The following is a 25,596-nucleotide window of genomic DNA, read 5'->3' as shown; positions in this document are numbered from 1 at the left end:
CCCTTATTCTTGTGTTGGGGCCGTTTGGCCCAGTTTTCTGATGGCATCCACGATAAGCGCGGTTTTGCTGCCTTTTGATCCCTTTACCAGCACTACATCCCCCGCGTCGATCAATTCGTGAGCTTCAGCCGCGATTTCCGCTGCGGTTTCTGCCCATTTCCCACGAATTTCCAACGGGAGCGCATCATAAAGCCCACGCATAAGCGGCCCAATGCAGTGGACGGTTGTGACCTCTGCGATCATCGGAAGATTTGCCAAGTCGGCGTGTTGCTCTGCTGCGTTCTCTCCCAGCTCAAGCATGTCGCCAAGAAATGCAACGCGGCGACCTTTGCGGTTTTGGCCGATATTTTCTTGTGGTGTTGACGCAGCAAGCACTTCGAGCGCGGCCTCCATCGAGGTCGGGTTGGCGTTAAAGGCGTCATCAATCATTTCGAGCGTCATTTGCCGCTCTACCCTGTCTAGAAACACAGTCTCTCGGGTTCCACGACCCGACGGTGGCACCCAATGGGCAAGATCAGCAGACGCAAGCGCCAAATCGCCGCCAGCTGCGGCGACACAGGCCAGCACACCAACGGCATTTGTTGCAAAATGCCGCCCCGCTGTGGAGAGCTTGAACAAACATGGTTGTCCCTCAAGCTCAGCAGAAACGATCGTCGTGTCATTGGCGAGCTGCACGTCCAAAAGACGATAGTTGGCCTTTTCGGAGGCACCGAAAAGTACAATCTCGCCGCGTGCGGCCTCTAGCAAGATATCCGTAGTCTCGAGATCAGCGTTCACGACGGAAGTTCCATCATCTACAAGCCCGCCAAATATCGCTGCTTTTTCCCGCGCGATGCCTTGAATATTCTCGAACGCTTCAAGATGAGCAGCAGCAACTGTTGTGACCATTGCCACATGCGGGCGTGCCATGTCGGTTAGTGGTGCGATTTCGCCGGGGTGGTTCATGCCGATCTCGATTACAGCGAAATCTGTGCCCGCATGCATTCGCGCCAGTGTCAGCGGCACCCCCCAATGGTTGTTATAGCTGGCTTCGGCAGCGTGGGTCTTGCCTTGTCGCGCCAAAACCGTGCGCAGCATTTCCTTGGTCGAAGTCTTACCTACAGAACCAGTCACCGCGATGACTTTACCCTTGGTTCGCGCACGAGCCGCACGCCCCAAATCTTCAAGCGCAGTCAGAACATCAGGCACGATCAGTAAGGGCGCGCCTGCCGAAATGCCATCTGGAACACGCGAAACAAGCGCCGCACCGGCGCCTGCCGCTAGCGCCTGCGCTACGAAATCATGGCCGTCGCGCGCTGCTTTAAGCGCCACAAACAAATCACCTTCTGCGATGGTGCGCGTATCAATAGAAACGCCGGTAACAGCCCAATCGCCCCGCGCTTCACCGCCAGTCGCGCCCACGGCTTCTTCTTGTGTCCAAAGCGTGGTCATGCCAGCCGTCCCTCAAGTGCGGCCACTGCAACGCTGGCCTGTTCAACATCATCAAAGGGCAGAACCACGTCGCCGATTGTCTGGCCCTTCTCGTGACCTTTCCCTGCTATCAACAGAGCATCTCCTGGCCCAAGCGCATCAACGCCGCGCAAGATCGCTTCGGCACGATCACCTATATTATGGGCCTCTGGGCATCCCTCCATAACCATACTGCGGATCACAGCGGGCTCTTCGTTGCGGGGATTATCATCGGTAACAAACACCACATCTGCATAACGTGCAGCGGCTTCGCCCATGAGTTTGCGCTTGCCAGTATCGCGATCTCCACCCGCGCCAAGCACGATAACAATGCGCCCCAAAACATGCGGGCGCAGTGCCTTGAGTGCGGTGGCGACGGCATCTGGCGTGTGGGCATAATCAACGAATACAGTCGCGCCATTTTCACGCGTGGCGGCAAGCTGCATCCGGCCCGGAACGGTTTGCAGCTCGTGCAGCGTGTCAAACACGGCCTGCGCCTCTGCGCCACATGCAATCGCGAGGCCAGAAGCGAGCAGCACATTTTCCGCTTGAAACCCGCCGATGAGCGGCAGGCTTATGCTACGGCTGGCGCCTTCGTAGGAGAACAGCAGTTCCTGACCCGCGGCTTCATAGCGTTGCGCCATCAAACGCAAGCTTGCATCTTCTGATCTTCCGACTGTCAGTAGCTTTTGGCCGCGATCTTCTGCGATCTTCGCCATGTCTTTCCCGCGCGGATCATCGGTGTTGATTACAGCCGCGCCATCGGGTTGAAGCACGCGGGCAAACAACCCTGCTTTGGCGTTGAAGTAATCCTCGAAGTCCTTGTGATAATCGAGGTGATCCTGTGTGAAATTGGTAAATCCCGCAGCCATAAGATGCACACCATCAAGCCGACATTGTGCCAAACCGTGGCTTGAGGCCTCCATCGCAGCATGTGTGATACCAGCACGCGCCATATCCGAAAGCAGCTTGTGAAGCGTGATCGGCTCGGGCGTAGTATGCGACAGCGGCGCCTGATACGCGCCCTCAACGCCGGTCGTGCCAAGGTTCGCTGCACTAAAACCAAGCGCGGCCCAAATCTGGCGCGTAAAGTTCGCAACGGACGTTTTGCCGTTGGTACCCGTAACAGCGACCATATGCGCGGGTTGTCCCGCATAGAACAGCGCAGCAGCATAGGCCAGCGCCATTCGAGCGTCTTCGGCGATCACAACAGCGACATCTGATTCTTTTAGGTACTCGGCCGCGATCTCGGCCCCTTCGGCATCGGTAAGGATCGCGCTCGCTTCCATGCGCAGAGCGTATTGGATGAACTCCGCACCATGAACCGTCACACCCGGAAGTGCCGCAAATAGATACCCTTTTTCGACCTCGCGGCTATCTACTGTGATGCCGGTAATTCGCGCATCTGCACCGCCACGTGCGGTTAATCCCAAATCGGCAAGGCGCCTTGGTTTCTGTGTTTCTGCCATTTGCCCCACCTGCTCACGGATCAATTGCTGGTCAGTGTTATCTCATCTATGGCGTCGGGTTCAATCTCTGGTCTCAGCCCCAAAAGCGGCGCGATCCGAGTGATGATCTCGGCAGCTACAGGAACAGCTGTCCACCCCGCAGTGCGTCGCGTTTCACCCATCGAGTGGATAGAGGGCTCGTCCAGCGTCACAATCAGCACATACTTTGGTTTATGGGCCGGAAAAACACTGGCAAAGGTGGCAATGACCTTGTCGTCATAGTACCCGCCACGCGGCTTTGGTTTATCCGCAGAACCGGTTTTTCCGCCAACGGCATAGCCTTCTACTTCGCCGAAACTGGCGGTTCCGCGCTTAACAACCTGACGCAACATGTCGCGCGATGCGACGGATGTCTCATAGCTCACAACACGCTCACCAAGCGGCGGCGTTACCTTTTGTTTCAGCAACGTTGGTTTAACTTTTTGCCCGCCATTGAGAAGCGACGCATAGGCCGTTGCAAGGTGAAGTGGGCTCGCAGAAAGGCCGTGGCCGTAGGAAATTGTCATTGCCGACAGCTCGCTCCAGTTCTTGGGCAAGAGCGGTTTGGCGCCCGACGCTTCGGTTAGCTCAACCGGCGTGGCGTCAAGAAAACCAAGCTTATCGAGGAACGCACGCTGCCGCTCGCTGCCAATCTGCATTGCAAGACGCGCAGTACCGATATTGGAGGACTCAACGATAATATCCGTTACAGACAGCGTCGGCCCGTAATTGTGGAAGTCGCGAATCTTGAACTTGCCCCAGCGCAATGGCCCCTGCGTATTGATCAGCGTCGCAGGATTGACGAGGCCCAGATCAAGCGACTGTGCTGTCGCAAAAATTTTGAATGTTGAGCCAAGCTCATAAACGCCCTGCACCGCGCGGTTAAAGAGCGGGCTATCGGAAGCATCGCCGGATGTCAGAACACGTGGGCGTTTGTTCGGATCGAAATCCGGCAAAGACACCATCGAGACGACCTCGCCGGAATAAGCGTCCATCAAAACCGCAGTCGCACCTTTGGCCTGCATCAGCTTCATGCCGCCGTAAAGCACCTCGCGGGTCGCGGCTTGAACTGTGAGGTCCAGTGAAAGCTCTAGTGGCTGACCGCCATTTGCAGGGTCACGCAAAAACTCGTCAAAATATTTCTCAACGCCTGCGGTTCCGATCACCTCGGCAGAATGCACGCCCTCGCGACCGAAACTCGCACCACCCAACACATGCGCCGCCAAACGCCCGTTGGGATAAAGCCGCATTTCGCGCGGCCCGAATACCAGCCCGGGATCGCCAATTTCATGAACCGCTTGCATCTGCTCTGGCGATAACTTCTTGCGAATCCAGAGGAATTTCCGTGAACCCGTGAAATCCTTGATCAGCCGTTCTTCCTTGAGCTCGGGAAAAATCGCCGCAAGTTCTTTGGCTGCCCGATGCTTATCGATCATGTTCTGCGGGTTGGCATAGAGCGAATAGGTCGAGAGGTTCGTCGCCAGTATCCGGCCCTTACGATCCACGATATTCGCGCGCTGCGCAGTGATGCCCGCACCGATTGTCATGGACTTCGGCTCGCTCGGCTCCGTCGCACTTAGATGCCCCATTCGCAGGCCAACAGTCGCGAATGCAATGACAAAAAAGCCACCAAGCAAAAGCAACCGACCCTCGGAACCACGGCGCGCTTTATCGCGCAGTTCTTCGTGGCGAAGGCGAATGTTTTCACGCTCGATATGGTCTGGGTTCTCGCCTTTTTCACGCGCAGCGAGAATGCGGGCGAGTGGACGAAGAGGCGTGCGCATCATTGGCCCTCTCCTTCCAAGCTTCCAATTACCTCGATTGAAGAGGTAATCGGGCCCAACTCGTCCTCAAGGTCCGCTGCGGGAAAAGCAACCTGATCGATCTTGCCAAACTGCGTTGGCAGAAACGGAAGCAGACCGAGGCTATCAAAGTTGATCTCGGCCAATTCACGAAGGCGCTCTGGGCGGTTCAAATAGGCCCATTCCGCTTCAAGCATGCCAAGACGCTCGCGCTTTACGCCAATCTCGGATTGAAGGTGCGCGATCTCTTTCAACACATCCTGCGTTTTGTAATTCTCGTTGTAGGCCCAGAATGCGACCGTCAGGACAAGAAACATTGATGAAATATACAAAAAAGTACGCATTACTTCCGTACTCCGGTTACAAGTTTTGGTAATCCCAGCCCGCTCCGGCCCGCACCACTCGCGGGAGCCTCGGTTCGGGTTGCGACGCGCAAAATAGCGCTTCTGGATCGTGGGTTTTCAGCCAGTTCTTCGATGTCTGGGCCAATGCCCTTGCGCGGCGTGAGCTTGAAGGCCGGCTCGATAATCTCTGTGGTCGGCGCGTAACGGTTGCCCTGCCCGCCGGTGCTTGATCTCGCTTGAAGGAATTTCTTGACGATACGATCTTCAAGCGAATGGAAGCTCACCACGGCAAGCTTGCCGCCGGGCTTCAAGGCGCGCTCTGCGGCTTCAAGCCCTTCGATCAATTGGCCAAATTCGTCATTCACCGCAATCCGAAGCGCTTGAAAGCTGCGTGTCGCGGGGTGGCTCTGGCCCGGTTTTCCTTTGCCCAGCGTCTTTTCGATTAGATCGGCAAGCGCGAGCGTGGTTGTGAATGGCTCTGTAGTGCGCGCAGCAACAATGGCTTTAGCAATGCGACGGCTTGCGCGCTCCTCTCCATACTGAAACAAAATATCGGCAAGTTCGGCTTCGGAGGCACTGTTCACCAGATCCGCTGCAGAAGGGCCGGCCTGACTCATCCGCATATCAAGCGGTCCGTCCTTCATAAACGAAAAGCCGCGATCCGGCTGGTCAAGCTGCATAGAACTCACACCAAGGTCGAGCACGACCCCATCAAGCTCCGTTGCGACCTCATCTAGATTGGAAAACGTGTTCTGAACCAGCTTTAGCCGCGCGCCGTAGTCATCCGCCCAGACAGCCGCCATATCAAAGACCGCTGGATCACGATCAACCCCATACACGACCTCGGCTCCGGCATCCAAAAGAGCGCGCGTATAGCCGCCCGCACCAAATGTCCCGTCGAGCCATGCACCAGAAATCGGCGCAACAGCCTTCAGCAAGGGACGCAGAAGAACAGGAATGTGTGGTTTCTTGGGGGCCGTGGCAGCGGACATAAGCTTAGTCCTCGCCTATGCCGTCGAGGTAGATGCTTGGATCAGCATCAGGGTCGAAGTCCTCGTCTCCCTCAAGGCCTTCATCCACCATGATTTCATAGGTTTCAGGAGACCAGATTTCAAATGTGTCGCCGTTACCGACGAAATACGCTTCACCCTGAAGCCCGATCTTTTTACGAAGTTTAGCGGGCAATACGAGGCGGCCAGTTTCATCAACCGAAGTCGGGAAGGCCTGCGCACTATAAAGACGCTGCAGCGCTTGGCGCCGCTTGGAGCCACGTGGAAGTTTCGCGATTTGCGCGTCAACTTCTTCGATGGCTTCTTGAGTAAAACATTCGAGCTGCTGGCGGCGGTAATCACCATAGACAATCACAACGCGTGGCGCCTGACCTGCCTGCCAATCCGGATCACCAGCTTCTAGAACACGGCGAAACAGAGCGGGGATAGAGACCCTGCCCTTGGCATCCACCTTGTGGACGCTTTCGCCTCGGAACGTTCTAGCCACTGTCGCCGTAGCTCCTCTAACCTGCGGGCTGATTGGCCCGAAATGGAAACGGCGGATCGAGCTAGCTGCCACTACTCGATCCGCCGCCCTCGTCCCGTTTCCGGGAAAGTCCAGCTGCACGCGCCACCTGGGGGGATGTCTGCTCGCTCGCGCGCCGGATCTCAAATTTGACGAATTACGGGTGCCTGTATGAACCTGACTTTTGGGTTTTATTCGGAGTTCTTAATCTGCTCCTGATCCCGTACTCATCTTATGCATTAGGGATGGCATGGGAATGCATGGGCAATCAAGTGTTTTTTATGGGAAATCATTAAACCCGCAACAACAGAACCGTGAACAAAACAAGATCAAATATCCAGCACCTCACTGAAAGACGGCTCAAGTAGTACAGGAGCCCCAAATAGACACTAAATATTGTGCCCTCGAATTACTGGAAATTTTTTCCCACAATTTCCCATAATTACCAATACCTAAGGTAAAAACGCACTGATAATCACCAGTTTCTGCTCATGTGTTGGCAAAATACGCGCAAATTTGGTGAGTGATTCGGAATAGAAAAGGCCTCGCCAAACGGCAAGGCCCGAGATATTCCCACGATTTCCCGTAGTCGATAGTAGCGCCCGTGTTTAGGCCATTCCGCCATCCACCAATCGCTTAGCAAGAACTGCGTAGGCTTCTGCAGCAGGACTATTACCTGCGGCGATCGGTGTACCGCTATCACCGGCCACGCGAACATCAAGTTCCAGAGGAAGCGCACCAAGGAATGGCACATCAAGCTTCTTCGCCTCTTCAGCGACACCGCCATGACCGAACAAATGCGCCTCATGCCCGCAGTTGGGGCAATGATATGTGCTCATGTTCTCGATCAGCCCGAGAACAGGCGTTTTGAGTTGCGAGAACATATTGAGCGCTTTCTTGGCATCCAGCATCGCTACATCCTGAGGTGTGGACACAACAATCGCGCCGGTCAGCTCTGATTTCTGGCAGAGTGTAAGTTGCACATCCCCAGTTCCGGGCGGAAGGTCGACAAGAAGAATATCAAGCTCGCCCCACTGCACCTGCCCCAACATCTGCTGCAACGCACCCATAAGCATCGGGCCGCGCCAAACCACCGCTTTATCTGGGTCAACCATCAAGCCAATCGACATCATAGTGACACCGTGCGCTTGAAGCGGAATGATCGTTTTGCCATCCGGCGACGACGGACGCTTGGAAACGCCCATCATTCGCGGCTGGCTCGGTCCATATATATCTGCATCAAGTAGGCCAACTTTTCGCCCCTGCTTGGCGAGCGCAACGGCGAGGTTACTTGAGACAGTAGACTTCCCAACGCCACCCTTACCCGAGCCGATCGCAATAATCCGCGCGACACCCGATGGCTTCATCGGCGCTGCTTGCGGCTTTGGATGGCCGCCAATCTTAAGACTAGGCGCAGGGCCATCTGAAGGTGCAGCAGGCTTCTGCGGCGCCTTTGGGCCATGTGCGGTCAGAACCGCAGAGACAGAGGTCACACCCGGCAATGACTTTACGGCGACCTCGGCTGCATCACGGACGCCAGCCAGCATTCGCGCCTCATCAGCGGACGTGGTTTCGATGACAAACTGGACCGCCCCATCCTTCACCATGATCGCGCGAACCAAATCGCGCGCGCCCAATGTGCTTCCGTCCGGCGTAGTGATTCCCGCCAAAACCTCTTGGACAGCCTCTTTTGTAACAGCCATGTAACATGTCCTTTTGTTAAATTCCGCTTCTCTAAATCCTCCTCTTGCGCGCCAGACACAAGGGGGTGCGTTAATTCGCCCTTTAAAATAAAGATTTTCGAGTCACGGCAAAATTACCTTAGGTCAGCCTTACTTATGCATTTTCTGCATAGCGGCATTGACGATGAGCGGGATTGTGCATTCGCAGCAAACCCTTATTTTGATCGTTGTTAGCGCAATCCGGCGCAGACAAAACTTCAAATGGAGCAAGCCAATGGCATTTGCAACAGACATCCGCGCCGCAGAAGCTGGCATCCAAGTTCGCATCACAGCAGCTTACAAAGCGCTGGTTGAGAAATTCGCGCAGTACAAAACGTACCGCAACACATTGAATGAGCTCGAGGCTCTTTCTGCCCGTGAACTGGCAGACCTCGGCCTGAACCGTTCGATGATCAAACGCGTTGCCCTCGAAGCGGCATACGGCGCCTAAGAATTCTTACTCGGACCCTCTCCTCCTCCCTGGGTCTGACGAAAGAGCGGTGATTTCTACCTCCTCCCAGAGGTCACCGCACATATAGCGAAAGGCCTTCTCCTCCTCCCTAGGCCGGACGCTCAAGACCGGAAAACACTCTCCTCCTCCCTGTGTTTACGGTCGTAATACCGGAGCCTAGCTCCAACATATTCGAAGGATCTCTCTCCTCCTCCCTGAGATCCGGCGAACGCGAAAAGCCTCTCTCCTCCTCCCTGAGGCTGGACGCAACAAAAGGACGGTGATGCCCACCTCCTCCCGGGCATCACCGTTTTTTCTTTTTCAGGGGTTGGATTTCTCTCGCAAGACTTGGCCGCCTAAAACGGCACATCATCCGCCTTGTCAGCAGGAACGACAAACTTTGCCACAACTTTTTTGTCTCCGGCTTTGTCGAATGAGATACCAAGCTTATCGCCTTCGATCTCTACAACTGTTCCATAGCCGAACTTCTGATGAAATATCCGGTCCTCAATCGTAAAGGAACTCACCGCAGTTGCGTCGATTGTGATGTTGCGGCTTTCGCGCGGCTGGCTAATGGGACGCTCGTTCGCGCGTTGCTGCATGCGCCTCCAGCCGGGGGAGTTGTAAACATCTGCTTTGGTCGCGCGTTGCTCCATCGCCGCTGGTGTTGCTGCGGCACCGAAACCACCGCCGTATAGCCCTGGCGGCGTTAGTACATCCACATGATCTTCAGGCAATTCGTCAATAAACCTACTTGGCAAAGACGTTTGCCATTGGCCGAACACAAAGCGATTGGCTGCAAAGGTTATCGTACAAAGGCGCTCCGCCCGCGTGATCCCCACATAGGCAAGGCGGCGTTCCTCTTCCAAACCTTTCAAGCCACTTTCATCCATTGAACGCTGGCTCGGGAAAAGCCCGTCCTCCCACCCAGGAAGAAACACATTCGGGAACTCCAAACCCTTTGCTGCATGGAGGGTCATGATCGTGACCTTCTCCTCAGCTTCTTCGCTCTCATTATCCATAATAAGCGCGACGTGTTCGAGGAACCCTTGCAAATTCTCGAAATCATTTAGGGCCTTAACCAATTCTTTGAGGTTCTCAAGCCGCCCCGGCGCTTCGGGCGTTTTTTCATTCTTCCAGAAACCGGTATAGCCGCTTTCATCCAAAATCATCTCGGCAAGTTCAATGTGAGAAGTCCGTGAGGATTCAGGGATTTCTTGAACTACCTCTTCCTCAATCACATCGTCACTGACTTCAAACAGGTCAACCACTCGGCGGCGTCCGCTCGCAAGCTCGGACCACCTGTCGATATTCTCAATCAGCTGCGCAAGTTCCTTGCCGCCCTTGCCACCAATACCTTTCGTCTCGATCAATATGCGTGCGCCTTCGAGCATTGAGACGCCGTGATCACGCCCCGCAGCGTGCATCTTCTGTATTGCAACCTTTCCAAGACCCCGTTTAGGCGTGTTTACGATACGCTCGAACGCCAAATCATCATCCGGACTCACAACAATGCGGAAATAGGCCATTGCATCCCGAATCTCGAGGCGCTCATAGAACCGAGGCCCGCCAATCACACGATACGGCAAACCAATGGTAAGAAATCGTTCTTCAAATGCCCGCATTTGGTGGCTTGCACGCACGAGAATCGCAATATCCTCTAGGCTTTCACCCAGCTCTCCATGCCGTCCGCGCTGAAGGCTTTCAATCTCTTCGCTGATCCAGCGCGCTTCCGCTTCGCCATCCCAATGACCGATGAGACGAACCTTCTCGCCGTCAGTTCGTTCTGTCCAAAGCTCTTTGCCCAATCGGCCCTTATTGCCCGATATCACGCCCGATGCGGCAGCAAGGATATGCGGCGTGGAGCGATAGTTTTGCTCGAGACGAACAACAAATGCTCCGGGAAAGTCCTTTTCGAACCGCAGAATATTTCCGACCTCGGCGCCGCGCCAGCCATAGATCGACTGATCGTCATCACCCACGCAACAGATGTTTTTATGCCCGCCCGCGAGCAAACGCAGCCAGAGATATTGCGCGACGTTCGTGTCCTGATACTCGTCCACAAGGATATATTTAAACGACTGTTGATATAGCTCCAAAACATCAGGGTGTTTCTGATAAATCGTGACCATATGCAAAAGCAAATCGCCAAAATCACAAGCGTTTAACGTTTTCAAGCGCTCTTGATACTGGGCATAAAGCTCGATGCCCTTGTGATCAAAAGCACCGGTTTCTGCCGAGGGCACAGTTTCCGGAAGCCACGCACGGTTCTTCCAGCTGTCTATGATGTGAGCAAGCTGTCGCGCGGGCCAGCGTTTTTCATCGATATTCGCCGCCGAAAGCAACTGTTTAAGAAGGCGGATTTGGTCGTCCGTATCTAAAATCGTAAAGTTGCTTTTGAGGCCAACCAGTTCCGCGTGACGGCGAAGGAGCTTTACGCAAATCGCATGAAATGTTCCGAGCCACTGCATCCCAACGCCACGACCATCCAGCATCACCTCGATCCGGTTCTTCATTTCTCGCGCGGCCTTATTAGTAAAAGTCACTGCAAGAATATCGCGCGGCGCGGCGCGACCCGTATTTACGAGATGCACGACGCGGCTGGTTAGCGCCTTGGTTTTACCTGTTCCGGCCCCTGCAAGCATAAGGACCGGACCGTCTAAATGCTCGACTGCTTGCCGCTGCGCAGGGTTCAAACCATCAAGATAAGCCACCTGTGGCTTTGGCATAGCGCGCTGCGAAAGGGGGACGCGCGACGGGGCGTCTAGAGGCTCGTTATCGTCAAATGTGCTCATACCGGCAATCTACCCAACTCCTTATCAGAGGGAAAGAGGTGTTCATAAAATGTTCTGCAACAATCACGCAAAACTTCGGAGTAATTAGGTCATTCATTGTGACCCAATTTGCCAATTCCGCCCACCAAAGCCGGATGCTCACCTCAATCCAGCGAACAAAAATTGACCGCTGCAGCAATAAATGGACAGTTTTGCTGACCTAAATTCTTGCTGCAATTGCGAAGAAACCTTTACGAATGCAAGATTTCCTCATAAAAGATGCCCCAGAGCTATCGGGGAAACCATATGTCAGATTTCAAAAAGATTCTTATCGCCAACCGCGGTGAGATTGCCATTCGTATCATGCGTGCCGCAAACGAAATGGGAAAGAAAACGGTCGCGGTCTATGCCGAAGAAGACAAGCTCGGCTTGCATCGCTTCAAAGCGGACGAAGCCTATCGTATTGGCGAAGGTATGGGGCCAGTTGCCGCCTACTTGAGCATCGAAGAGATCATCCGCGTCGCCAAGATGTCCGGCGCAGACGCGATCCACCCGGGATATGGCCTCCTCTCTGAAAACCCCGATTTCGTAGACGCCTGCGAAGCTGCGGGCATTACGTTTATTGGCCCCAAGGCCGAAACAATGCGTGCCCTTGGCGACAAAGCCAGTGCGCGCCGCGTGGCGATCGAGGCCGGCGTTCCTGTTATTCCCGCCACCGAGGTTTTGGGCGACGACATGGACTCGATCCGCAAAGAAGCCGCAGAAATCGGCTACCCGCTCATGCTCAAAGCGAGCTGGGGCGGCGGTGGCCGTGGTATGCGCCCGATTTTCGGCGACGACGAGGTTGAGGAAAAGGTTCTTGAGGGGCGTCGTGAGGCCGAAGCCGCATTTGGGAATGGCGAAGGCTATCTGGAGAAGATGATCCAACGCGCCCGTCACGTTGAAGTGCAGATTCTGGGAGACCAGAACGGTGGCATGTATCACCTATATGAGCGTGATTGCTCGGTTCAGCGCCGCAACCAGAAGGTCGTTGAGCGCGCCCCTGCCCCTTATCTCTCTGAGGAACAGCGCGCAGAGGTCTGTGAATTGGGCCGCAAGATTTGCGCCCATGTGAACTATCAATGCGCAGGTACCGTCGAATTCCTAATGGATATGGACGACGGGCAGTTTTATTTCATCGAGGTGAACCCGCGCGTACAGGTTGAACACACTGTTACCGAAGAAGTCACCGGCATTGATATCGTTCAGGCTCAAATCCTGATCTCCGAAGGCAAATCCATTCAGGAAGCCACCGGTAAAGCCAGTCAAGACGACATTCACCTCACCGGCCACGCGCTACAGTGCCGCGTGACAACCGAAGACCCGCAAAACAACTTCATCCCCGACTACGGCCGCATTACAGCCTATCGTTCGGCCACAGGCATGGGCATTCGTCTTGACGGTGGTACAGCTTATTCGGGCGGGGTGATTACACGCTATTATGACTCCCTCCTCGTGAAGGTTACGGCGAAAGGCCCAACTCCTGAAGCCGCGATCGCACGTATGGACCGCGCGTTGCGAGAGTTCCGTATTCGTGGCGTCAGCACCAACATCGCTTTTGTCGAGAACCTACTGAAGCATCCAACATTCCTCGACAACACGTATACAACCAAGTTCATCGACGAGACGCCGGACCTCTTTGACTTCAAAAAGCGCCGCGACCGTGCGACCAAAATCCTCACTTATGTTGCGGATATTACGGTTAACGGGCACCCTGAAACGGCGGACCGTCCGGCTCCTGCGGATGATCTCCACGCACCCGTTCCTCCAGCCCCAATCGGTGCGCCAAAGAACGGCACGCGCAATCTGCTTGAAGCCGAGGGACCACAGGCCGTTGCGGATTGGATGGCAGCCCAGAAAAAGCTTCTGCTGACCGATACAACCATGCGCGACGGGCACCAGAGCCTTCTTGCTACGCGTATGCGTTCGATTGACATGATCAAGGTTGCGCCAAGCTATGCGTCGAACCTTGGCGATCTGTTCTCGGTTGAATGCTGGGGCGGCGCGACCTTTGATGTCGCCTATCGCTTCTTGCAGGAATGCCCATGGCAGCGCCTCCGCGATCTGCGCGCGGCCATGCCGAATGTGATGACCCAAATGCTCCTGCGCGCCAGCAACGGCGTTGGCTATACAAACTATCCTGACAACGTCGTGCAATCGTTCGTCAAACAAGCGGCGATCACCGGTGTTGACGTGTTCCGCGTTTTTGACAGCCTTAACTGGGTTGAAAACATGCGCGTTGCCATGGATGCGGTCATCGAGGCCAATAAGGTCTGTGAAGGCACGATTTGCTACACGGGCGACATCCTTGACCCGAACCGAGCGAAATACGACCTCAAGTATTACGTTGAAATGGGTAAAGACCTGAAGGCCGCAGGCGCGCATGTGCTTGGCCTCAAGGATATGTCCGGTCTGCTCAAGCCATCCGCGGCGGGGCTTCTCATCAAGTCGCTTAAAGAAGAAGTGGGCCTTCCGATCCATTTCCATACACACGACACGTCCGGCATCGCGGGCGCAACTATTCTTGCGGCGGCAGAAGCTGGCGTTGATGCAGTTGATGCGGCGATGGATGCCTTCTCTGGCGGCACAAGCCAGCCATGTCTCGGTTCCGTTGTCGAAGCCCTGCGCCACACAGAGCGCGACACCGGCCTTGATATCGGCGCAATCCGCGAGGTTTCCAATTACTGGGAAGGTGTACGCGCGCAATACGCTGCTTTTGAAAGTGGCCTCGCCGCTCCGGCATCCGAAGTTTACCTTCACGAAATGCCAGGCGGTCAGTTTACCAACCTCAAGGCGCAGGCGCGCAGCCTAGGCCTTGAAGAGCGCTGGCACGAGGTCGCCCAGACATATTCCGACGTGAACCAGATGTTCGGCGATATCGTCAAAGTGACACCAAGCTCCAAAGTTGTTGGCGACATGGCACTTATGATGGTGAGCCAAGGGCTAACACGCGATGAGGTGGAAGATCCGGAAGTTGATCTCTCCTTCCCTGATAGTGTGGTGGACATGATGCGCGGGAACCTCGGCCAACCTCCAGGTGGTTTCCCAGAAGCAATTCAAGCCAAAATCCTCAAAGGCGAAAAGCCAAGCGTTGAGCGCCCTGGCGCCTCGATGGAACCGATCGACCTTGAGGCCGTGCGTGCAAAAGTTTCAGAAGAGCTTGATGGATTTGTCGTCGATGACGAAGACCTGAACGGTTACCTTATGTATCCCAAGGTGTTCCTCGATTACATGGGCCGCCACCGTACCTATGGTCCGGTCCGCGCGCTTCCGACACGTACATTCTTCTATGGCATGGAGCCGGGCGAAGAGATCACTGCTGAAATCGATCCAGGCAAAACGCTCGAGATTCGTTTGCAAGCCGTAGGTGAAACAGGTGAGGACGGCGACGTTAAGGTTTTCTTTGAGCTTAACGGCCAGCCACGTGTGATCCGCGTTCCAAACCGCCTTGTGAAGTCGCAAACTGCTGCACGGCCGAAAGCCGAAGATGGCAACGCAAACCACATCGGCGCACCAATGCCAGGTGTTGTGGCCTCACTGGCGGCAACCGTTGGACAAAAAGTTCACGAAGGCGATCTCCTTCTCACGATCGAAGCGATGAAAATGGAGACCGGCATTCATGCCGAGCGTGATGCGGTTGTGAAAGCCGTGCATGTAGCACCAGGCGGCCAAATCGATGCCAAGGATTTGCTTGTCGAGCTGGAATAAGCTGATCTGAAAATGCGGCCCCTTGTTAGATGAGGCCAAACTCTACAATGCCCGCCGCAGGCAACTGTGGCGGGTTTTTCATTGAGACTCTCGTTACACGTTAACCTGACTCAAACACATCGCCGCGACGATCATCACCGTCAGGCTCATGATCCGAAAGGTCGAAGTTCCGCGTGGCCATTGAACGCGCGCGTGACAAATAGCGCGGGCCAAACCAGTTTCTCTGTGGGTCTGTTCAAGGTGTTTCATCTGTCCTCTCCTGTGTTCCTGAATCTAATACGAACCGACTTCAGAAATCCGTCACAAAAAAATTTCTTTTTATGCGATTTCCCTCTTGCAGCCCCCAGATGTTCGCTATAAATCAGGCCTCACCAAACGGCGCGGGCGTAGCTCAGGGGTAGAGCATAACCTTGCCAAGGTTAGGGTCGGGCGTTCGAATCGCCTCGCCCGCTCCAATTGGTTAATTATCCGCCACCCACGGATATCACGGAAGAGCCGCTCTCACATATGTGATGGCGGCTCTTGTGATTCACGGGCTTGTGATCGCGTTTTCCAAGCAAAACTCCCTTTTCTTTACCGTTGCATTCGCTTTCTGGCTCTTTATTGTCAGATTGTAGGACATCACCTCCCCGCCTAAAGCCGCATACGCGCCTCAATCAGGCGGGAAAAGGAGTCGGGCGCATGAAACTAGACCAGTCAAAAATCGAAGCTCATTTCGGACAGATCGAGCGCAAAGGCTATCTGCCCGACATTATTGCTTCTGATATCTTGGCAAAGGTCCAGTCTGGCATACTCAAACCAGGAGATTGTCTCCCAACCGAAATAATGTTGGCGCAAAGATTCGGCGTGAGTCGGAATGTCGTTCGTGAGGCGATTGCACGCCTTCGCTCGGATGGGGTTATTGCGACAAAGCAAGGCCGCGGTGCGGTGATCAAACCGATTTCCGAGCGCGCGACCTTTCGGGTGGACACACAAAACATGCCCGAGGAAAACGCTCTTGCGCAATTGTTTGAGCTAAGGGCCATCCTTGAAATAGACGTTGCCGGAATTGCTGCACTTCGCCGAAGCGATGGTGATCTTGCCCAACTCGATGAGACAATGAACGTTATGGCCGAAAGCAAAGTGTTCGATGAGCTGCGCCTACAGTCAGACGCTCGCTTTCATCGCCTCCTCGGGCAAGCAACAGGAAACAGTTATCTCGCTGGCTTTGTCGACTACATTTCCGGACGCCTCGCCGACACAACACGCAAGACAGAACGCGTCTATGGCAAAGACGACCTGCTTGAGATTTCCGTATCTGAACATCTCGCTGTTCTTGAAGCTGTCAGGGCACAAAACCCAACAGCGGCTCGCGAGGCAATGGCCAGACACGTAAAGGCCGCCGCTGGTCGTCTTGGCCTAACCAACCCCGAAACCGCTGGCGTCGCTTAATTCATTGCAAGAATCCGCCGGAATCGCCAATAGGCGCTAGACACTCACCACGCGCTGACCTAGTGTTTGTCCAACAATCCAACTAGGCCCTGTAAGGATACCAAAATGCTCAAAGGAACCCATCTGATCGCCGGTGAATGGATCGGCGGCCCAAACACCTTTACGAACGAACCCGCAAGCGGCGAAGCCGACGAATTTGCGGTAGGAACAGTCGAACTTGTCGATCAAGCCTGTATTGCCGCCGAAGAAGCTTTCTGGAGCTATGGTTACTCCACACGCGCCGAGCGTGCTGCTTTTCTTCGTGAAATCGCCAAGGAAATCGACGCCCTTGGCGACGAGATCACAGCGATGGGCACTAAGGAAACAGGTCTTCCAGAGGCCCGCCTCGTTGGGGAACGCGGCCGAACAACAGGCCAGTTGAACCTCTTCGCAGATCACATCGAAAAAGGTGACTACCTTGATCGCCGCTTTGATGAAGCCCTTCCTGATCGCGCGCCTCTGCCCCGCCCTGACTTGCGGATGATGCAGCGCCCAATCGGCCCTGTAGCTGTATTTGGCGCTTCCAACTTCCCACTCGCTTTCTCAACAGCTGGCGGTGATACTGCTGCGGCTCTGGCTGCGGGCTGCCCTGTGGTCGTCAAAGGTCACTCTGCGCATCCTGGCGTGTCGGATCTTGTTGCACAGGCAATTGATAAAGCCATCAAAACCTGCGGCATTCACCCAGGTGTATTCTCGCAAATCCAAGGCGGTAACCGTGCAGTTGGTCAAGCCGTAGTGCAGCACCCACTTATCAACGCTGTTGGCTTTACTGGCTCGCTTGGCGGTGGTCGTGCGCTCTTTGATCTTTGCGCCGCACGTCCAAACCCAATCCCATTCTTTGGCGAACTGGGTTCGGTTAATCCAATGTTCATCCTTGATGGTGCTCTCGCCTCTCGCGGCGCAGACATCGGCAAGGGCTGGGCCGCGTCGCTCACAATGGGCGCTGGTCAGTTCTGTACAAACCCTGGCATTGCAATCGTTAAAGAAGGCAAGGAAGCAGAAGCCTTCGTTGCTGCTGCAACCGAAGCGCTCGGCGAAGTTCCTGCACAGACAATGCTCACCGAAGGTATTGCCTCCGCCTATTACTCCGGCCGCGACCGGATCCAAGGCACCGCCGGTGTTCAGGAAGTCCTGACGTCTACATGCGATCTACGCAGCGCGACACCTTACCTTTTCGCAACGACTGCCGAAGAATGGCTAAAGAACGAAGAACTCGGCGAGGAAGTGTTCGGACCGCTTGGCATGGTTGTTACGGTTAAAGATCAGGAGCAAGCTCGGGAAATTGCCCGCTCCCTCCAAGGCCAGCTAACCTGCACCATCCACATGGATGACGCAGATGCAGACGATGCCCGCGCTCTTATGCCTATCATCGAGCGCAAAGCCGGACGGCTTCTGGCCAATGGCTTCCCAACAGGTGTTGAGGTCAGCGACACGATGGTTCACGGCGGCCCCTACCCTGCATCCACAAACTTCGGTGCAACTTCGGTGGGAACACTCTCCATTCGCCGTTTCCTGCGCCCTGTTTGCTATCAGGCGATCCCGACTTCGGTGCTTCCCGACGATTTGGTCTAAAGCCAGCGAAATCTCATACAAAGGGCTCCGATCTTCGGGGCCCTTTTTTGTATTGGGTTTAATTTCTCTTACTTTCTCGTAAAGCGGTTCTCTTTTCGCAATTAGGTACTAAGTTGCAATAAGACCTCCATAGACCGAGAAAATTATGTCCGCATCAAACCAGCCCCCGACAAATCAACGCGTAAGTGACGTTCCTTTCCAAATTTGGGCGTTGGTCGGGATTATGGCGGCGATAGAGGTGGTACTTTCACTTGCTGATCGCGGAATCATCGGAAGTCCTGACTGGCGCGCGACGATGGTTATCTATGGTGCATTTTGGTCGCCTCTTTTGTCAGGTGAATTGCTTCCCGCTTTTGACGCACAGCCTGTGACGATGTTTCTCAGTCACGCGTTTTTGCACGGCGGGATGTTTCATTTGTTGATGAACACAGTTGTGCTGCTCTCGCTTGGCAAGTTCCTCTCCTCGCTTTCGGGACCGTGGCCAGTTATCGGATTATTTGCCGTTTCTGCGATTGGGGGCGGTATTGTGTTTGGCCTGATCAACTCATCGAACGCACCGATGCTTGGCGCTTCTGGTGCAGTTTTCGGTTTCCTTGGTGCGTGGCAATTCTTCGAAGCTGCAAAGCTTCGTCGCACAGGCCAGTCGCTAAAGCCTGTATTTTCAACCTGCGTCGGCTTGGTGGTTGCGAATATTTTAATCGCCTTGGTGCTTCAGGGGGCTTTAGCATGGGAAGCGCATTTGGGTGGCTTCATCGCAGGAATTCTTATGGGCCCAGTTCTTCTGCGCCTAGCGCAAAACAGAGCGCGCCGCCGCTTTGAAGCCTCACGAAAGTTTTGATGCTTCCTCTCGCATCCGATACCAGCGGAACCCCAGCATCAATACAAACATTAGAACCGCGACGCCAAGAATATCGCCAATAAATACTGCAAAGAACACCAAAAGCCCATCTCCCGGAATGATTACGCCGGACAACAGAAGGCTTTGGAACACCGAGTTGATAACCGACGAGATGGCACCAACAACAAGAATCAATTTCCAATTGATCGGCGTTCCACGCCCTGCATATAGGTTCATACCAAAGAGCCGCATAAACTCGAACGCAAGAACGCCCGTGAGCGATGCGGCGAACGCAGTTGCGAAAACGAGCCCGTCCAACAAGAGATTTTGCGGGTCAGTCGAGAAAACATAGGCCGCGATGATATTTCCAGCAAACAAGGCAATGACAGACGGCCACCCGTAGAACAACGCGGCCAAGACACGAATACCGTGAGGCAAGTACAGAAAACATGCAAAGACGGTGATTTCAGGGAAATAGATCGCCTGAATCGGCGCGATAACGAGCGCAACAATTCCATGCGCAAAAATATACAGAATGATTATTAACAGAAATGGAGCGGAAGATTTATATACCGCTCTGCTTAGGTCACCCATTCCAATGCTCCGTCCCATGTGCACGAACAAGCAGCTGGCGGTAGTCACGCCTACGAACGCTTGATCGTCTAACGAAGCTTGAACGAAGGATAATTTCCGATCAATGGATAAAGTAAAGTATCCGTGATTTTACGCGTTTTTCAGAACAATCTCTGGATTCATATTCACGACGTAGGATTTCGACTTTGAACCTGCTGCTTTTTTAATCATTCCCTTCTCAAGGAGTGACCGCAAAGAACGATGATAGGTTGCTTGGGCGATAGATTTCGTAAGGCTGTGATTGCGGATTTGATCGGATGCGACAACATCACCTTCATTTTCCGTCAAGCTTCGTGCGGCTAGAAAAATATCAATTTCTGATTGGGCAAGCTTGTCGAGACCGAGATCCTGCTCCATCTCCAACAGAATGCTTCGCAACTGAAAAAATGCTCTAAACTGATCCATCGCTCGCTCCTGTACTTGCTTAAAAATAAGATTACACTCAAATTTTCTGCTTAGCAACTTTGGCAACTTTCTCGTGTTGACAATTTTTTGTGAACACGCATAGTCGTTCCACTACCCTTCCAAGCTAATTTTCCGTGAGTGGGAATTGCAGCGTAGTTGAAAGCTCTGATGCATTAAGCATCGGAGCTTTTTACATTCGGACGATACATAAGTAGAGGCCGAAGATTACTGCAGTTCCTTCAACTCCTGTTCCATCTGAAGCAGGAATTCGCTTTCGGGTAGTTTGCTACGCGCCTCCGTCACAACAGAAAGTGCGCCGGCCATATCGCCTTCAGCCGCTTTGATCCGCACAAGCATGCTCCATGCATCTTCACGCTGCGGGTCGAGTTGCACCACTGTTCTGAATGCCTCCGTGGCTGCAGGCAAATTTCGCATACCAAGCGCAGCGCCACCGAGCACAAGATGCGTTTCAGGAAAATCAGTCCGATTGCTCAAACTTTCTCGCCATTCTCCCATTGCCCGTTGGAAATTCGAAGCGATGGCCTCTGGGAAACGCGCAACAGGTGCGCTCAATAGAGATTTTACCGTCTCTGTGCGTACAAGCCGGACAGGATCGCCCAACAATTCGACCAAACGCAGGACACTCTCTTGCGGGTTCGCGCCAGACTGCGGACGGATCGCGGCAGAGCGGATCAGCGGATCAGGATGCGATAACAAAGGCGCTAGCGTTTCCGCTAGATCTTCGTCGGCCGCGGCCTCAAGTAACCAAAGCGCCGTGGCTCGGACGATGCTTGCCTCGCCTTCAGATGTTGCAAGAGACACAAGCTCAGAACGCGCGCTCACGGGGTCTGCAAAACCTTTGGCGAAAACAGTCCCGTAATGCGACCCACGGTGAACGCTGTCGGGGTACCATGCAGCGATCTCTTCGGCAGCCCATTCCGGAGAGCGGTCATCATGACAATCAGTACATGCATCAGGCGATCCCGACGCGGCTGCAAGATCAGGACGTGGAATTCTGAAACTATGATCCCGACGCCCGTCGATCCCCATGTAGTCCCGCTCAATCATGTGACAGGATTTACACTGCGCCCCTTCGCTCCCTTCGGGATGGAAATGGTGATCCGCTGTATCGTAGTCTTTCTGAGTCAGGCTCGTAAATTCCGGATTACCCGCGGGCGAGTGACATTGCGTACAAACTGCATTGCCTTCGGCTTTCAATTGGACAGAGTGCGGATCATGGCAATTGCTGCATTGCACACCTTTTTCGTACATTTTCGACTGTAGGAATGAGCCGTAAACATAGACCTCATCGCGAATTTGTCCGTCTGGATGGTACATACCGGGCCGCAACAATGAGAGCGCATATGCGTCGTGATATGGCGTGCCTGGCAAAGGGTTTCCGTCAAGCTGCGCCTCGCGACGCGAGTGGCACCCTGCACATTGCTGTATCTCACCCTCCGCACCGGCCTCGGCGAAGTTCATCGAAAAATAAGACCCCTGCCCATCTTCCTTTGCTCCGTTTTCTGCCCACTCCACATGATCGCGCCCCGGCCCATGACATGCTTCGCAGCCAACGCCGATCTCGACCTGATCTGAAGCGTAGCTTTGCGATACGCTATCGTAGTTTTTGCGAAAGCCTGTGGCATGACATTCCGCACATCTCGCGTTCCAATTCTTATATGGACCGGTCCAATGCAAACCGTCATCGGGCGGAAGATGTTGATCCGGATAAAGGTGATACCATTCCTCACGCTCCACATCCCAAACCACGTCAAAACTTTGGAGCTTTCCGGGCTCTGTCTCGATGAGATACTGCTGCAACGGCGCAATTCCCGCTACGGAATGGACTTCAAACCGTTTTTTGCTTCCGTCCTCTTCTGTGACATGAATTACAAACGCCTGCCCTTCACGGTCAAATCGCGTCGCGACACCTTCATGCACAAATTCTGCGCCATCAAAATTGCCAAGAACGTTCTCTTCTGTTGCCTCTGTCCAAGCCAACGCATGGTGCGACTCTTCCCATACAAGGCTTTCATCTTCATGACAGGTCGCGCAAGTTTCTGTGCCGACGTATCCTTTTGCAATTTCGTCCAAGTTCTGAGTTTGGCTCTGCGCCATGGTGGCCGTGCCGGCGGCAAGAAAAGTCATTGCCGTTAAAACTTGGCGAAGTATCAAGGTGTCGCTCCCATAAAGAATACAATCAAATCAATCTGCTCCCACAGTGGCAGTGATTGAGTGCAGGTCAAGCCCCCCTTCGCAGTTTGAAAGGTACAGTTCTTCAAATTACTGTCAAAATGAGTTGCGGGCCTGATACGGTGCGGGCAAGATGCGCGAAACAAGGGTAAGCGGCTTTGCACAACTTGGCCAAAGCAAACGAGCATTCAGGACAGACACCTACATGGCAGAGCAAACACCAAGCATCCCTCAAGGCGCCCCGCTCTGGCTTGAAGACCTGCGCCCCGGCTCCGATCGTGAAGGTTTTTTTGAAAAGGGCAACAAACATAGTCTGCTCTTTGTCAAGAGATCGAAGAGCCATCTGTATGTGAGTTTTGACAACCTATCGAACGTGTTTGACGAGGCCATTGACCGCTCCCCGTGGGGCTACAAATTTGCTCGCGACGTAGGAGTTTCCCATCTCGGAGTATTTGCGCATATCAAAGGCTGGTATCGCGACGCCAAATTAATCCGGCGTTTTGAGGCCCTTGCAAGCGACGGCTTCTTTGACAACTACGAACGCGTTGTATTTGCGGGTGTTTCTATGGGGGGCTTTGCAGCTCTCAAGTTCGCCTCGCTTGTTCCGGGCGCTCATGTCGTCGCGATCAACCCGCAAAGCACTCTCGACCCAAGCATCGTGCCTTGGGAAACACGTTATGTCGTCGGCCAGCGGCAAGACTGGACACTCCCTTTGAATGACGCAGCAGAGCTCACAAAAAATATGGGCCGCGTGAATCTTTTCTGGGATCCGTATCACGAACTTGACACGCGACACATCGAGAGGTTCGAGGGCCCAAATATCCACAAGTTCAAATGCTGGTTCTCACGCCACAAAACGGCGGTTTTCCTACGTAAGATTGATGCGCTTAAACCTGTTATTCAACACGCAATCTTCGACGAGCTAACGGAAAAGGAGTTCTACCGCCTCTACCGAAACCGTCGAAACCTGCCTTGGTATCGCGGTTCGGTATCGAACTATTTCCGAAACAGCGGGCGCGAGAAAATTGCTGATCGGTTTGACATGGTGTTCCGCGAGCGACTCCGTGAAAGAGCAACCCGCAATAAATTGGCGGAGGAAATGGCCCCTGACGCAGATGAAAGTCGTGCGCGCATCGTGAAGCCAAAACCACTCAATGTCTCACCGGCCCATTTTTCGTTGAGCAAACGCGTTATTGTAACAACGATGAAAAACGAAGGTCCATTCATGCTCGAATGGATTGCCTACAATCGTAGTATCGGGTTCACCGATTTCCTGATTTACACAAACGATTGCGTTGACGGCACCGACAAGATCGCAATGCGGCTTGAAGAACTTGGTATCGCAAAGCACCTGCCTAATCCGGCGAAACACGGAAAGAACTACCAAGCATCAGCGTTATTTGACTCGGCAAAACAGAGCATAACGCAAGATGCCGAATGGTTGCTTTGCGCTGACTGCGATGAATTCTTGAATATTCGCGTTGGAAGCGGCCATCTCGATGATTTGTTCTCTGCGGTTGGTGATGCGGACGCAATCTCGGCATGCTGGAAACTCTTTGGCAATAGTGGGCGGCTTGACTATCACGACGAACTTGTGACGGCACAGTTTGATTGGGCCTGCGGCGAGAACTCCTTCCCGAATTATAGAACCGGCGGCATCAAAACGTTAGTCCGCAAGTCCGACCGTTTCAGGCGTTTAAAGGTTCACAGGCCAGTCTTTAATACCGACAAAGGCGATATCGCCTGGGTTGATGGCGGAGGAAACCCGATGCCTGACACCTATCTTGAGCAAGGGTGGCGCGCACACACGAAATTCTCCCACGATTTTGTCAGGTTGCACCACTACGCCGTGCGCTCAGTTGATAGCTTCCTTGTTAAACGGGACCGTGGCCGTACAAATCACGTCGGAGACGATCAAGGCATCAGCTACTGGACGGATATGAACCAGAACGAGGCCCGAGACACCTCTATTTTGGCGGCACTTCCAGCGCTTGACCGTGAACTATCTAAACTAATGGAAGATCCAGTGCTCGCTGATTTACATCAAAAAGCATGTGACTGGCATCGCGGAAAAATCGATGACCTCAAGAAACGCGATGGCTGGGAAGATTTCCGCAACTCAATCAGCAAGATCAACGCAGCGCCGTTGGTAGAGGCTGCAGATGGGTAGCGCTGCAAACGATCCTTACGTTATTGTTCACGGAGGGGTGGTCAAAACTGCCTCTAGCTATCTTCAGGCCATACTGCAACGAAATGCGGGCCGACTTCGAAAGCAAGGTGTGCATTATGTTCACCACAGAACAACCCGTAAAGAATTCACCGTTCCTTGCCAGCTAAACGGCTATGAAAAACTCGGGATCGACAGAAAAACAAAAATCTCTGACAAAGAACTCGCCAAAATAGCCAAAGGCTTTTTTGACGATGTCGGCGCAAAATCCGGCGAAAGGATAATCCTGTCAGACGAGAACCTTTCCGGCCATAGCGGTCAATGTGCTCGTGGCGGAATGCTCTTTGCAAACCGGAAGGTTTTTACAAGAGTTTTCGCGAACAACATACCCTTTGAAGTTCGAGAAGTTCATCTCGCAGTCCGCAATTATGCGGATTTTTTCGCCTCCACCTATATCGAGTTTTTGCGCTCTGCCAGCGCCCGTTTTGTGATCGACGAAAACGCAATGAAGCGAAAAGTTTTGTCCAACATCGAAAGCTGGTCCGCTCTGATACAGGTGATTGCCAAATCATTTCCTGATGCCAAAATTATTGCTTGGCGCCACGAAGATATGCATCAACTTTCGGATCAGATCATTCAAAACCTCGTCGGCGAAGGCGCAGACACAAGCAACTTCGCCACCCCGCAACGCAAACGAATTCGCCCTTCGGCTTCTCAAAAGGCAGTCGAGATATTGTTCAATGAAATAGAGCGTTTCGGAGCAGAAATCGCGATAGAGAAATGGGCCGAAATTCAAGAAAAATATCCACGAAGCGATGAACTTGAGGCCTATGACCCATGGACCCAAGACGAGCGCCGCCATCTGACGCACCTTTACGAAAGTGACGTGCAAAAGCTAACGATGCTTCCGCGCATAGAGCTACTGAGGCCCTGAGATAGAAACACAAAACAGCAAGCAAATTGCATGCGTTTTGGTTGAACACTACTTGAAATAACAATTTGAGACGACAGAACCAGACAACCCAATA

The 25,596-nt window shown here is 53.7% G+C and carries 19 protein-coding genes and 1 tRNA gene; 8 read left to right on the top strand and 12 right to left on the bottom strand.

Annotated elements, in window-relative coordinates:
• Positions 1-3 precede the first annotated feature (3 nt).
• The 7 genes from OU789_RS04615 to OU789_RS04585 all read right to left on the bottom strand — a co-directional run bounded on the left by OU789_RS04615 (position 4) and on the right by OU789_RS04585 (position 8,300).
• Positions 4-1,431 carry a UDP-N-acetylmuramoyl-tripeptide--D-alanyl-D-alanine ligase gene (locus OU789_RS04615; RefSeq protein ID WP_274653714.1) on the bottom strand — a complete coding sequence of 476 codons (1,428 nt, stop codon included), beginning with the start codon at positions 1,429-1,431 and terminating at the stop codon, positions 4-6.
• A complete protein-coding gene (locus OU789_RS04610; RefSeq protein ID WP_274653712.1) occupies positions 1,428-2,918 on the bottom strand; it encodes a UDP-N-acetylmuramoyl-L-alanyl-D-glutamate--2,6-diaminopimelate ligase in 1,491 nt (496 codons plus the stop codon). Before OU789_RS04610 ends, OU789_RS04615 begins: the two co-directional genes overlap by 4 nt.
• Before the next feature lie 20 nt (positions 2,919-2,938).
• Positions 2,939-4,723, bottom strand: a complete 1,785-nt coding sequence (locus OU789_RS04605; RefSeq protein WP_263953613.1) for a peptidoglycan D,D-transpeptidase FtsI family protein — start codon at positions 4,721-4,723, stop codon at positions 2,939-2,941.
• A complete protein-coding gene (gene ftsL, locus OU789_RS04600; protein WP_263953614.1) occupies positions 4,720-5,082 on the bottom strand; it encodes a cell division protein FtsL in 363 nt (120 codons plus the stop codon). Before ftsL ends, OU789_RS04605 begins: the two co-directional genes overlap by 4 nt.
• Positions 5,082-6,074 carry a 16S rRNA (cytosine(1402)-N(4))-methyltransferase RsmH gene (gene rsmH / locus OU789_RS04595; RefSeq protein ID WP_274653710.1) on the bottom strand — a complete coding sequence of 331 codons (993 nt, stop codon included), beginning with the start codon at positions 6,072-6,074 and terminating at the stop codon, positions 5,082-5,084. Before rsmH ends, ftsL begins: the two co-directional genes overlap by 1 nt.
• A 4-nt stretch (positions 6,075-6,078) precedes the next feature.
• Positions 6,079-6,579 carry a division/cell wall cluster transcriptional repressor MraZ gene (gene mraZ / locus OU789_RS04590; protein ID WP_263953616.1) on the bottom strand — a complete coding sequence of 167 codons (501 nt, stop codon included), beginning with the start codon at positions 6,577-6,579 and terminating at the stop codon, positions 6,079-6,081.
• 626 nt (positions 6,580-7,205) lie between these two features.
• A complete protein-coding gene (locus tag OU789_RS04585) occupies positions 7,206-8,300 on the bottom strand; it encodes an Mrp/NBP35 family ATP-binding protein (protein ID WP_263953617.1) in 1,095 nt (364 codons plus the stop codon).
• 253 nt (positions 8,301-8,553) lie between these two features.
• On the opposite strand from OU789_RS04585, the gene OU789_RS04580 reads away from it, so the two are divergent.
• Positions 8,554-8,769 (top strand): DUF1127 domain-containing protein, encoded by a 216-nt coding sequence (locus OU789_RS04580; protein ID WP_263953618.1) that lies wholly within the window; start codon positions 8,554-8,556, stop codon positions 8,767-8,769.
• Between the two features lie 356 nt (positions 8,770-9,125).
• Here the strand turns inward: OU789_RS04580 and OU789_RS04575 are convergent, their stop codons facing one another.
• A complete protein-coding gene (locus tag OU789_RS04575; RefSeq protein ID WP_274653706.1) occupies positions 9,126-11,564 on the bottom strand; it encodes an ATP-dependent helicase in 2,439 nt (812 codons plus the stop codon).
• Between the two features lie 285 nt (positions 11,565-11,849).
• Here OU789_RS04575 and pyc point away from each other — a divergent pair, with 285 nt between their 5' ends.
• Positions 11,850-15,290, top strand: coding sequence for a pyruvate carboxylase (pyc, locus tag OU789_RS04570; RefSeq protein WP_274653704.1), 3,441 nt, complete (start codon positions 11,850-11,852; stop codon positions 15,288-15,290).
• 93 nt (positions 15,291-15,383) lie between these two features.
• Here the strand turns inward: pyc and OU789_RS04565 are convergent, their stop codons facing one another.
• On the bottom strand, positions 15,384-15,539 hold the full coding sequence (locus OU789_RS04565) for a hypothetical protein (protein WP_274653702.1): 156 nt from the start codon (positions 15,537-15,539) through the stop codon (positions 15,384-15,386).
• A gap of 131 nt (positions 15,540-15,670) precedes the next feature.
• Here OU789_RS04565 and OU789_RS04560 point away from each other — a divergent pair.
• The 4 genes from OU789_RS04560 (at position 15,671) to OU789_RS04545 (ending at position 19,170) form a co-directional block, all read left to right on the top strand.
• Positions 15,671-15,745 (top strand) — tRNA-Gly (locus OU789_RS04560).
• A gap of 226 nt (positions 15,746-15,971) precedes the next feature.
• The gene (locus OU789_RS04555) at positions 15,972-16,721 is read left to right on the top strand and encodes a FadR/GntR family transcriptional regulator (RefSeq protein WP_274653701.1); all 750 of its coding nucleotides are present in this window, start codon (positions 15,972-15,974) and stop codon (positions 16,719-16,721) included.
• A 105-nt stretch (positions 16,722-16,826) separates the two neighbouring features.
• On the top strand, positions 16,827-18,332 hold the full coding sequence (locus OU789_RS04550) for an aldehyde dehydrogenase (NADP(+)) (RefSeq protein ID WP_274653699.1): 1,506 nt from the start codon (positions 16,827-16,829) through the stop codon (positions 18,330-18,332).
• Positions 18,333-18,477: 145 nt separating this feature from the next.
• Positions 18,478-19,170, top strand: coding sequence for a rhomboid family intramembrane serine protease (locus tag OU789_RS04545; RefSeq protein WP_263953624.1), 693 nt, complete (start codon positions 18,478-18,480; stop codon positions 19,168-19,170).
• Here OU789_RS04545 and OU789_RS04540 read toward each other — a convergent pair.
• From OU789_RS04540 to OU789_RS04530, 3 genes are all read right to left on the bottom strand, one after another.
• Complete coding sequence (locus OU789_RS04540) at positions 19,156-19,764, bottom strand: hypothetical protein (protein WP_274653697.1); 609 nt, start codon at positions 19,762-19,764, stop codon at positions 19,156-19,158. The genes OU789_RS04545 and OU789_RS04540 overlap by 15 nt on opposite strands.
• Positions 19,765-19,893: 129 nt before the next feature.
• A complete protein-coding gene (locus tag OU789_RS04535) occupies positions 19,894-20,208 on the bottom strand; it encodes a hypothetical protein (protein ID WP_263953626.1) in 315 nt (104 codons plus the stop codon).
• A 225-nt stretch (positions 20,209-20,433) separates the two neighbouring features.
• On the bottom strand, positions 20,434-22,356 hold the full coding sequence (locus OU789_RS04530) for a multiheme c-type cytochrome (RefSeq protein WP_274653695.1): 1,923 nt from the start codon (positions 22,354-22,356) through the stop codon (positions 20,434-20,436).
• A gap of 250 nt (positions 22,357-22,606) precedes the next feature.
• On the opposite strand from OU789_RS04530, the gene OU789_RS04525 reads away from it, so the two are divergent.
• Positions 22,607-24,571: a glycosyltransferase family 2 protein gene (locus OU789_RS04525; protein WP_274653693.1), complete on the top strand. Its 1,965-nt coding sequence runs from the start codon at positions 22,607-22,609 to the stop codon at positions 24,569-24,571.
• Positions 24,564-25,502: a hypothetical protein gene (locus OU789_RS04520; protein ID WP_274653691.1), complete on the top strand. Its 939-nt coding sequence runs from the start codon at positions 24,564-24,566 to the stop codon at positions 25,500-25,502. The genes OU789_RS04525 and OU789_RS04520 overlap by 8 nt, the downstream gene beginning before the upstream one ends.
• The last annotated feature ends 94 nt before the right edge of the window (positions 25,503-25,596 follow it).

It is taken from the genome of Halocynthiibacter sp. C4, from assembly GCF_028823805.1.
Lineage (GTDB): Bacteria > Pseudomonadota > Alphaproteobacteria > Rhodobacterales > Rhodobacteraceae > Falsihalocynthiibacter > Falsihalocynthiibacter halioticoli.
Note: the sequence above shows the minus strand (reverse complement) of the source record. Positions and strands in the feature narration are given on the sequence as shown.

Bases quoted from the DNA above. Each gene is read 5' to 3' on its own strand.
- OU789_RS04615 (WP_274653714.1), bottom strand. From the start codon at position 1,431: ATGACCACGCTTTGGACACAAGAAGAAGCCGTGGGCGCGACTGGCGGT.
- OU789_RS04610 (WP_274653712.1), bottom strand. From the start codon at position 2,918: ATGGCAGAAACACAGAAACCAAGGCGCCTTGCCGATTTGGGATTAACC.
- OU789_RS04605 (WP_263953613.1), bottom strand. From the start codon at position 4,723: ATGATGCGCACGCCTCTTCGTCCACTCGCCCGCATTCTCGCTGCGCGT.
- ftsL (WP_263953614.1), bottom strand. From the start codon at position 5,082: ATGCGTACTTTTTTGTATATTTCATCAATGTTTCTTGTCCTGACGGTC.
- rsmH (WP_274653710.1), bottom strand. From the start codon at position 6,074: ATGTCCGCTGCCACGGCCCCCAAGAAACCACACATTCCTGTTCTTCTG.
- OU789_RS04585 (WP_263953617.1), bottom strand. From the start codon at position 8,300: ATGGCTGTTACAAAAGAGGCTGTCCAAGAGGTTTTGGCGGGAATCACT.
- OU789_RS04580 (WP_263953618.1), top strand. From the start codon at position 8,554: ATGGCATTTGCAACAGACATCCGCGCCGCAGAAGCTGGCATCCAAGTT.
- OU789_RS04575 (WP_274653706.1), bottom strand. From the start codon at position 11,564: ATGAGCACATTTGACGATAACGAGCCTCTAGACGCCCCGTCGCGCGTC.
- pyc (WP_274653704.1), top strand. From the start codon at position 11,850: ATGTCAGATTTCAAAAAGATTCTTATCGCCAACCGCGGTGAGATTGCC.
- OU789_RS04565 (WP_274653702.1), bottom strand. From the start codon at position 15,539: ATGAAACACCTTGAACAGACCCACAGAGAAACTGGTTTGGCCCGCGCT.
- OU789_RS04555 (WP_274653701.1), top strand. From the start codon at position 15,972: ATGAAACTAGACCAGTCAAAAATCGAAGCTCATTTCGGACAGATCGAG.
- OU789_RS04550 (WP_274653699.1), top strand. From the start codon at position 16,827: ATGCTCAAAGGAACCCATCTGATCGCCGGTGAATGGATCGGCGGCCCA.
- OU789_RS04545 (WP_263953624.1), top strand. From the start codon at position 18,478: ATGTCCGCATCAAACCAGCCCCCGACAAATCAACGCGTAAGTGACGTT.
- OU789_RS04540 (WP_274653697.1), bottom strand. From the start codon at position 19,764: ATGGGTGACCTAAGCAGAGCGGTATATAAATCTTCCGCTCCATTTCTG.
- OU789_RS04535 (WP_263953626.1), bottom strand. From the start codon at position 20,208: ATGGATCAGTTTAGAGCATTTTTTCAGTTGCGAAGCATTCTGTTGGAG.
- OU789_RS04530 (WP_274653695.1), bottom strand. From the start codon at position 22,356: ATGACTTTTCTTGCCGCCGGCACGGCCACCATGGCGCAGAGCCAAACT.
- OU789_RS04525 (WP_274653693.1), top strand. From the start codon at position 22,607: ATGGCAGAGCAAACACCAAGCATCCCTCAAGGCGCCCCGCTCTGGCTT.
- OU789_RS04520 (WP_274653691.1), top strand. From the start codon at position 24,564: ATGGGTAGCGCTGCAAACGATCCTTACGTTATTGTTCACGGAGGGGTG.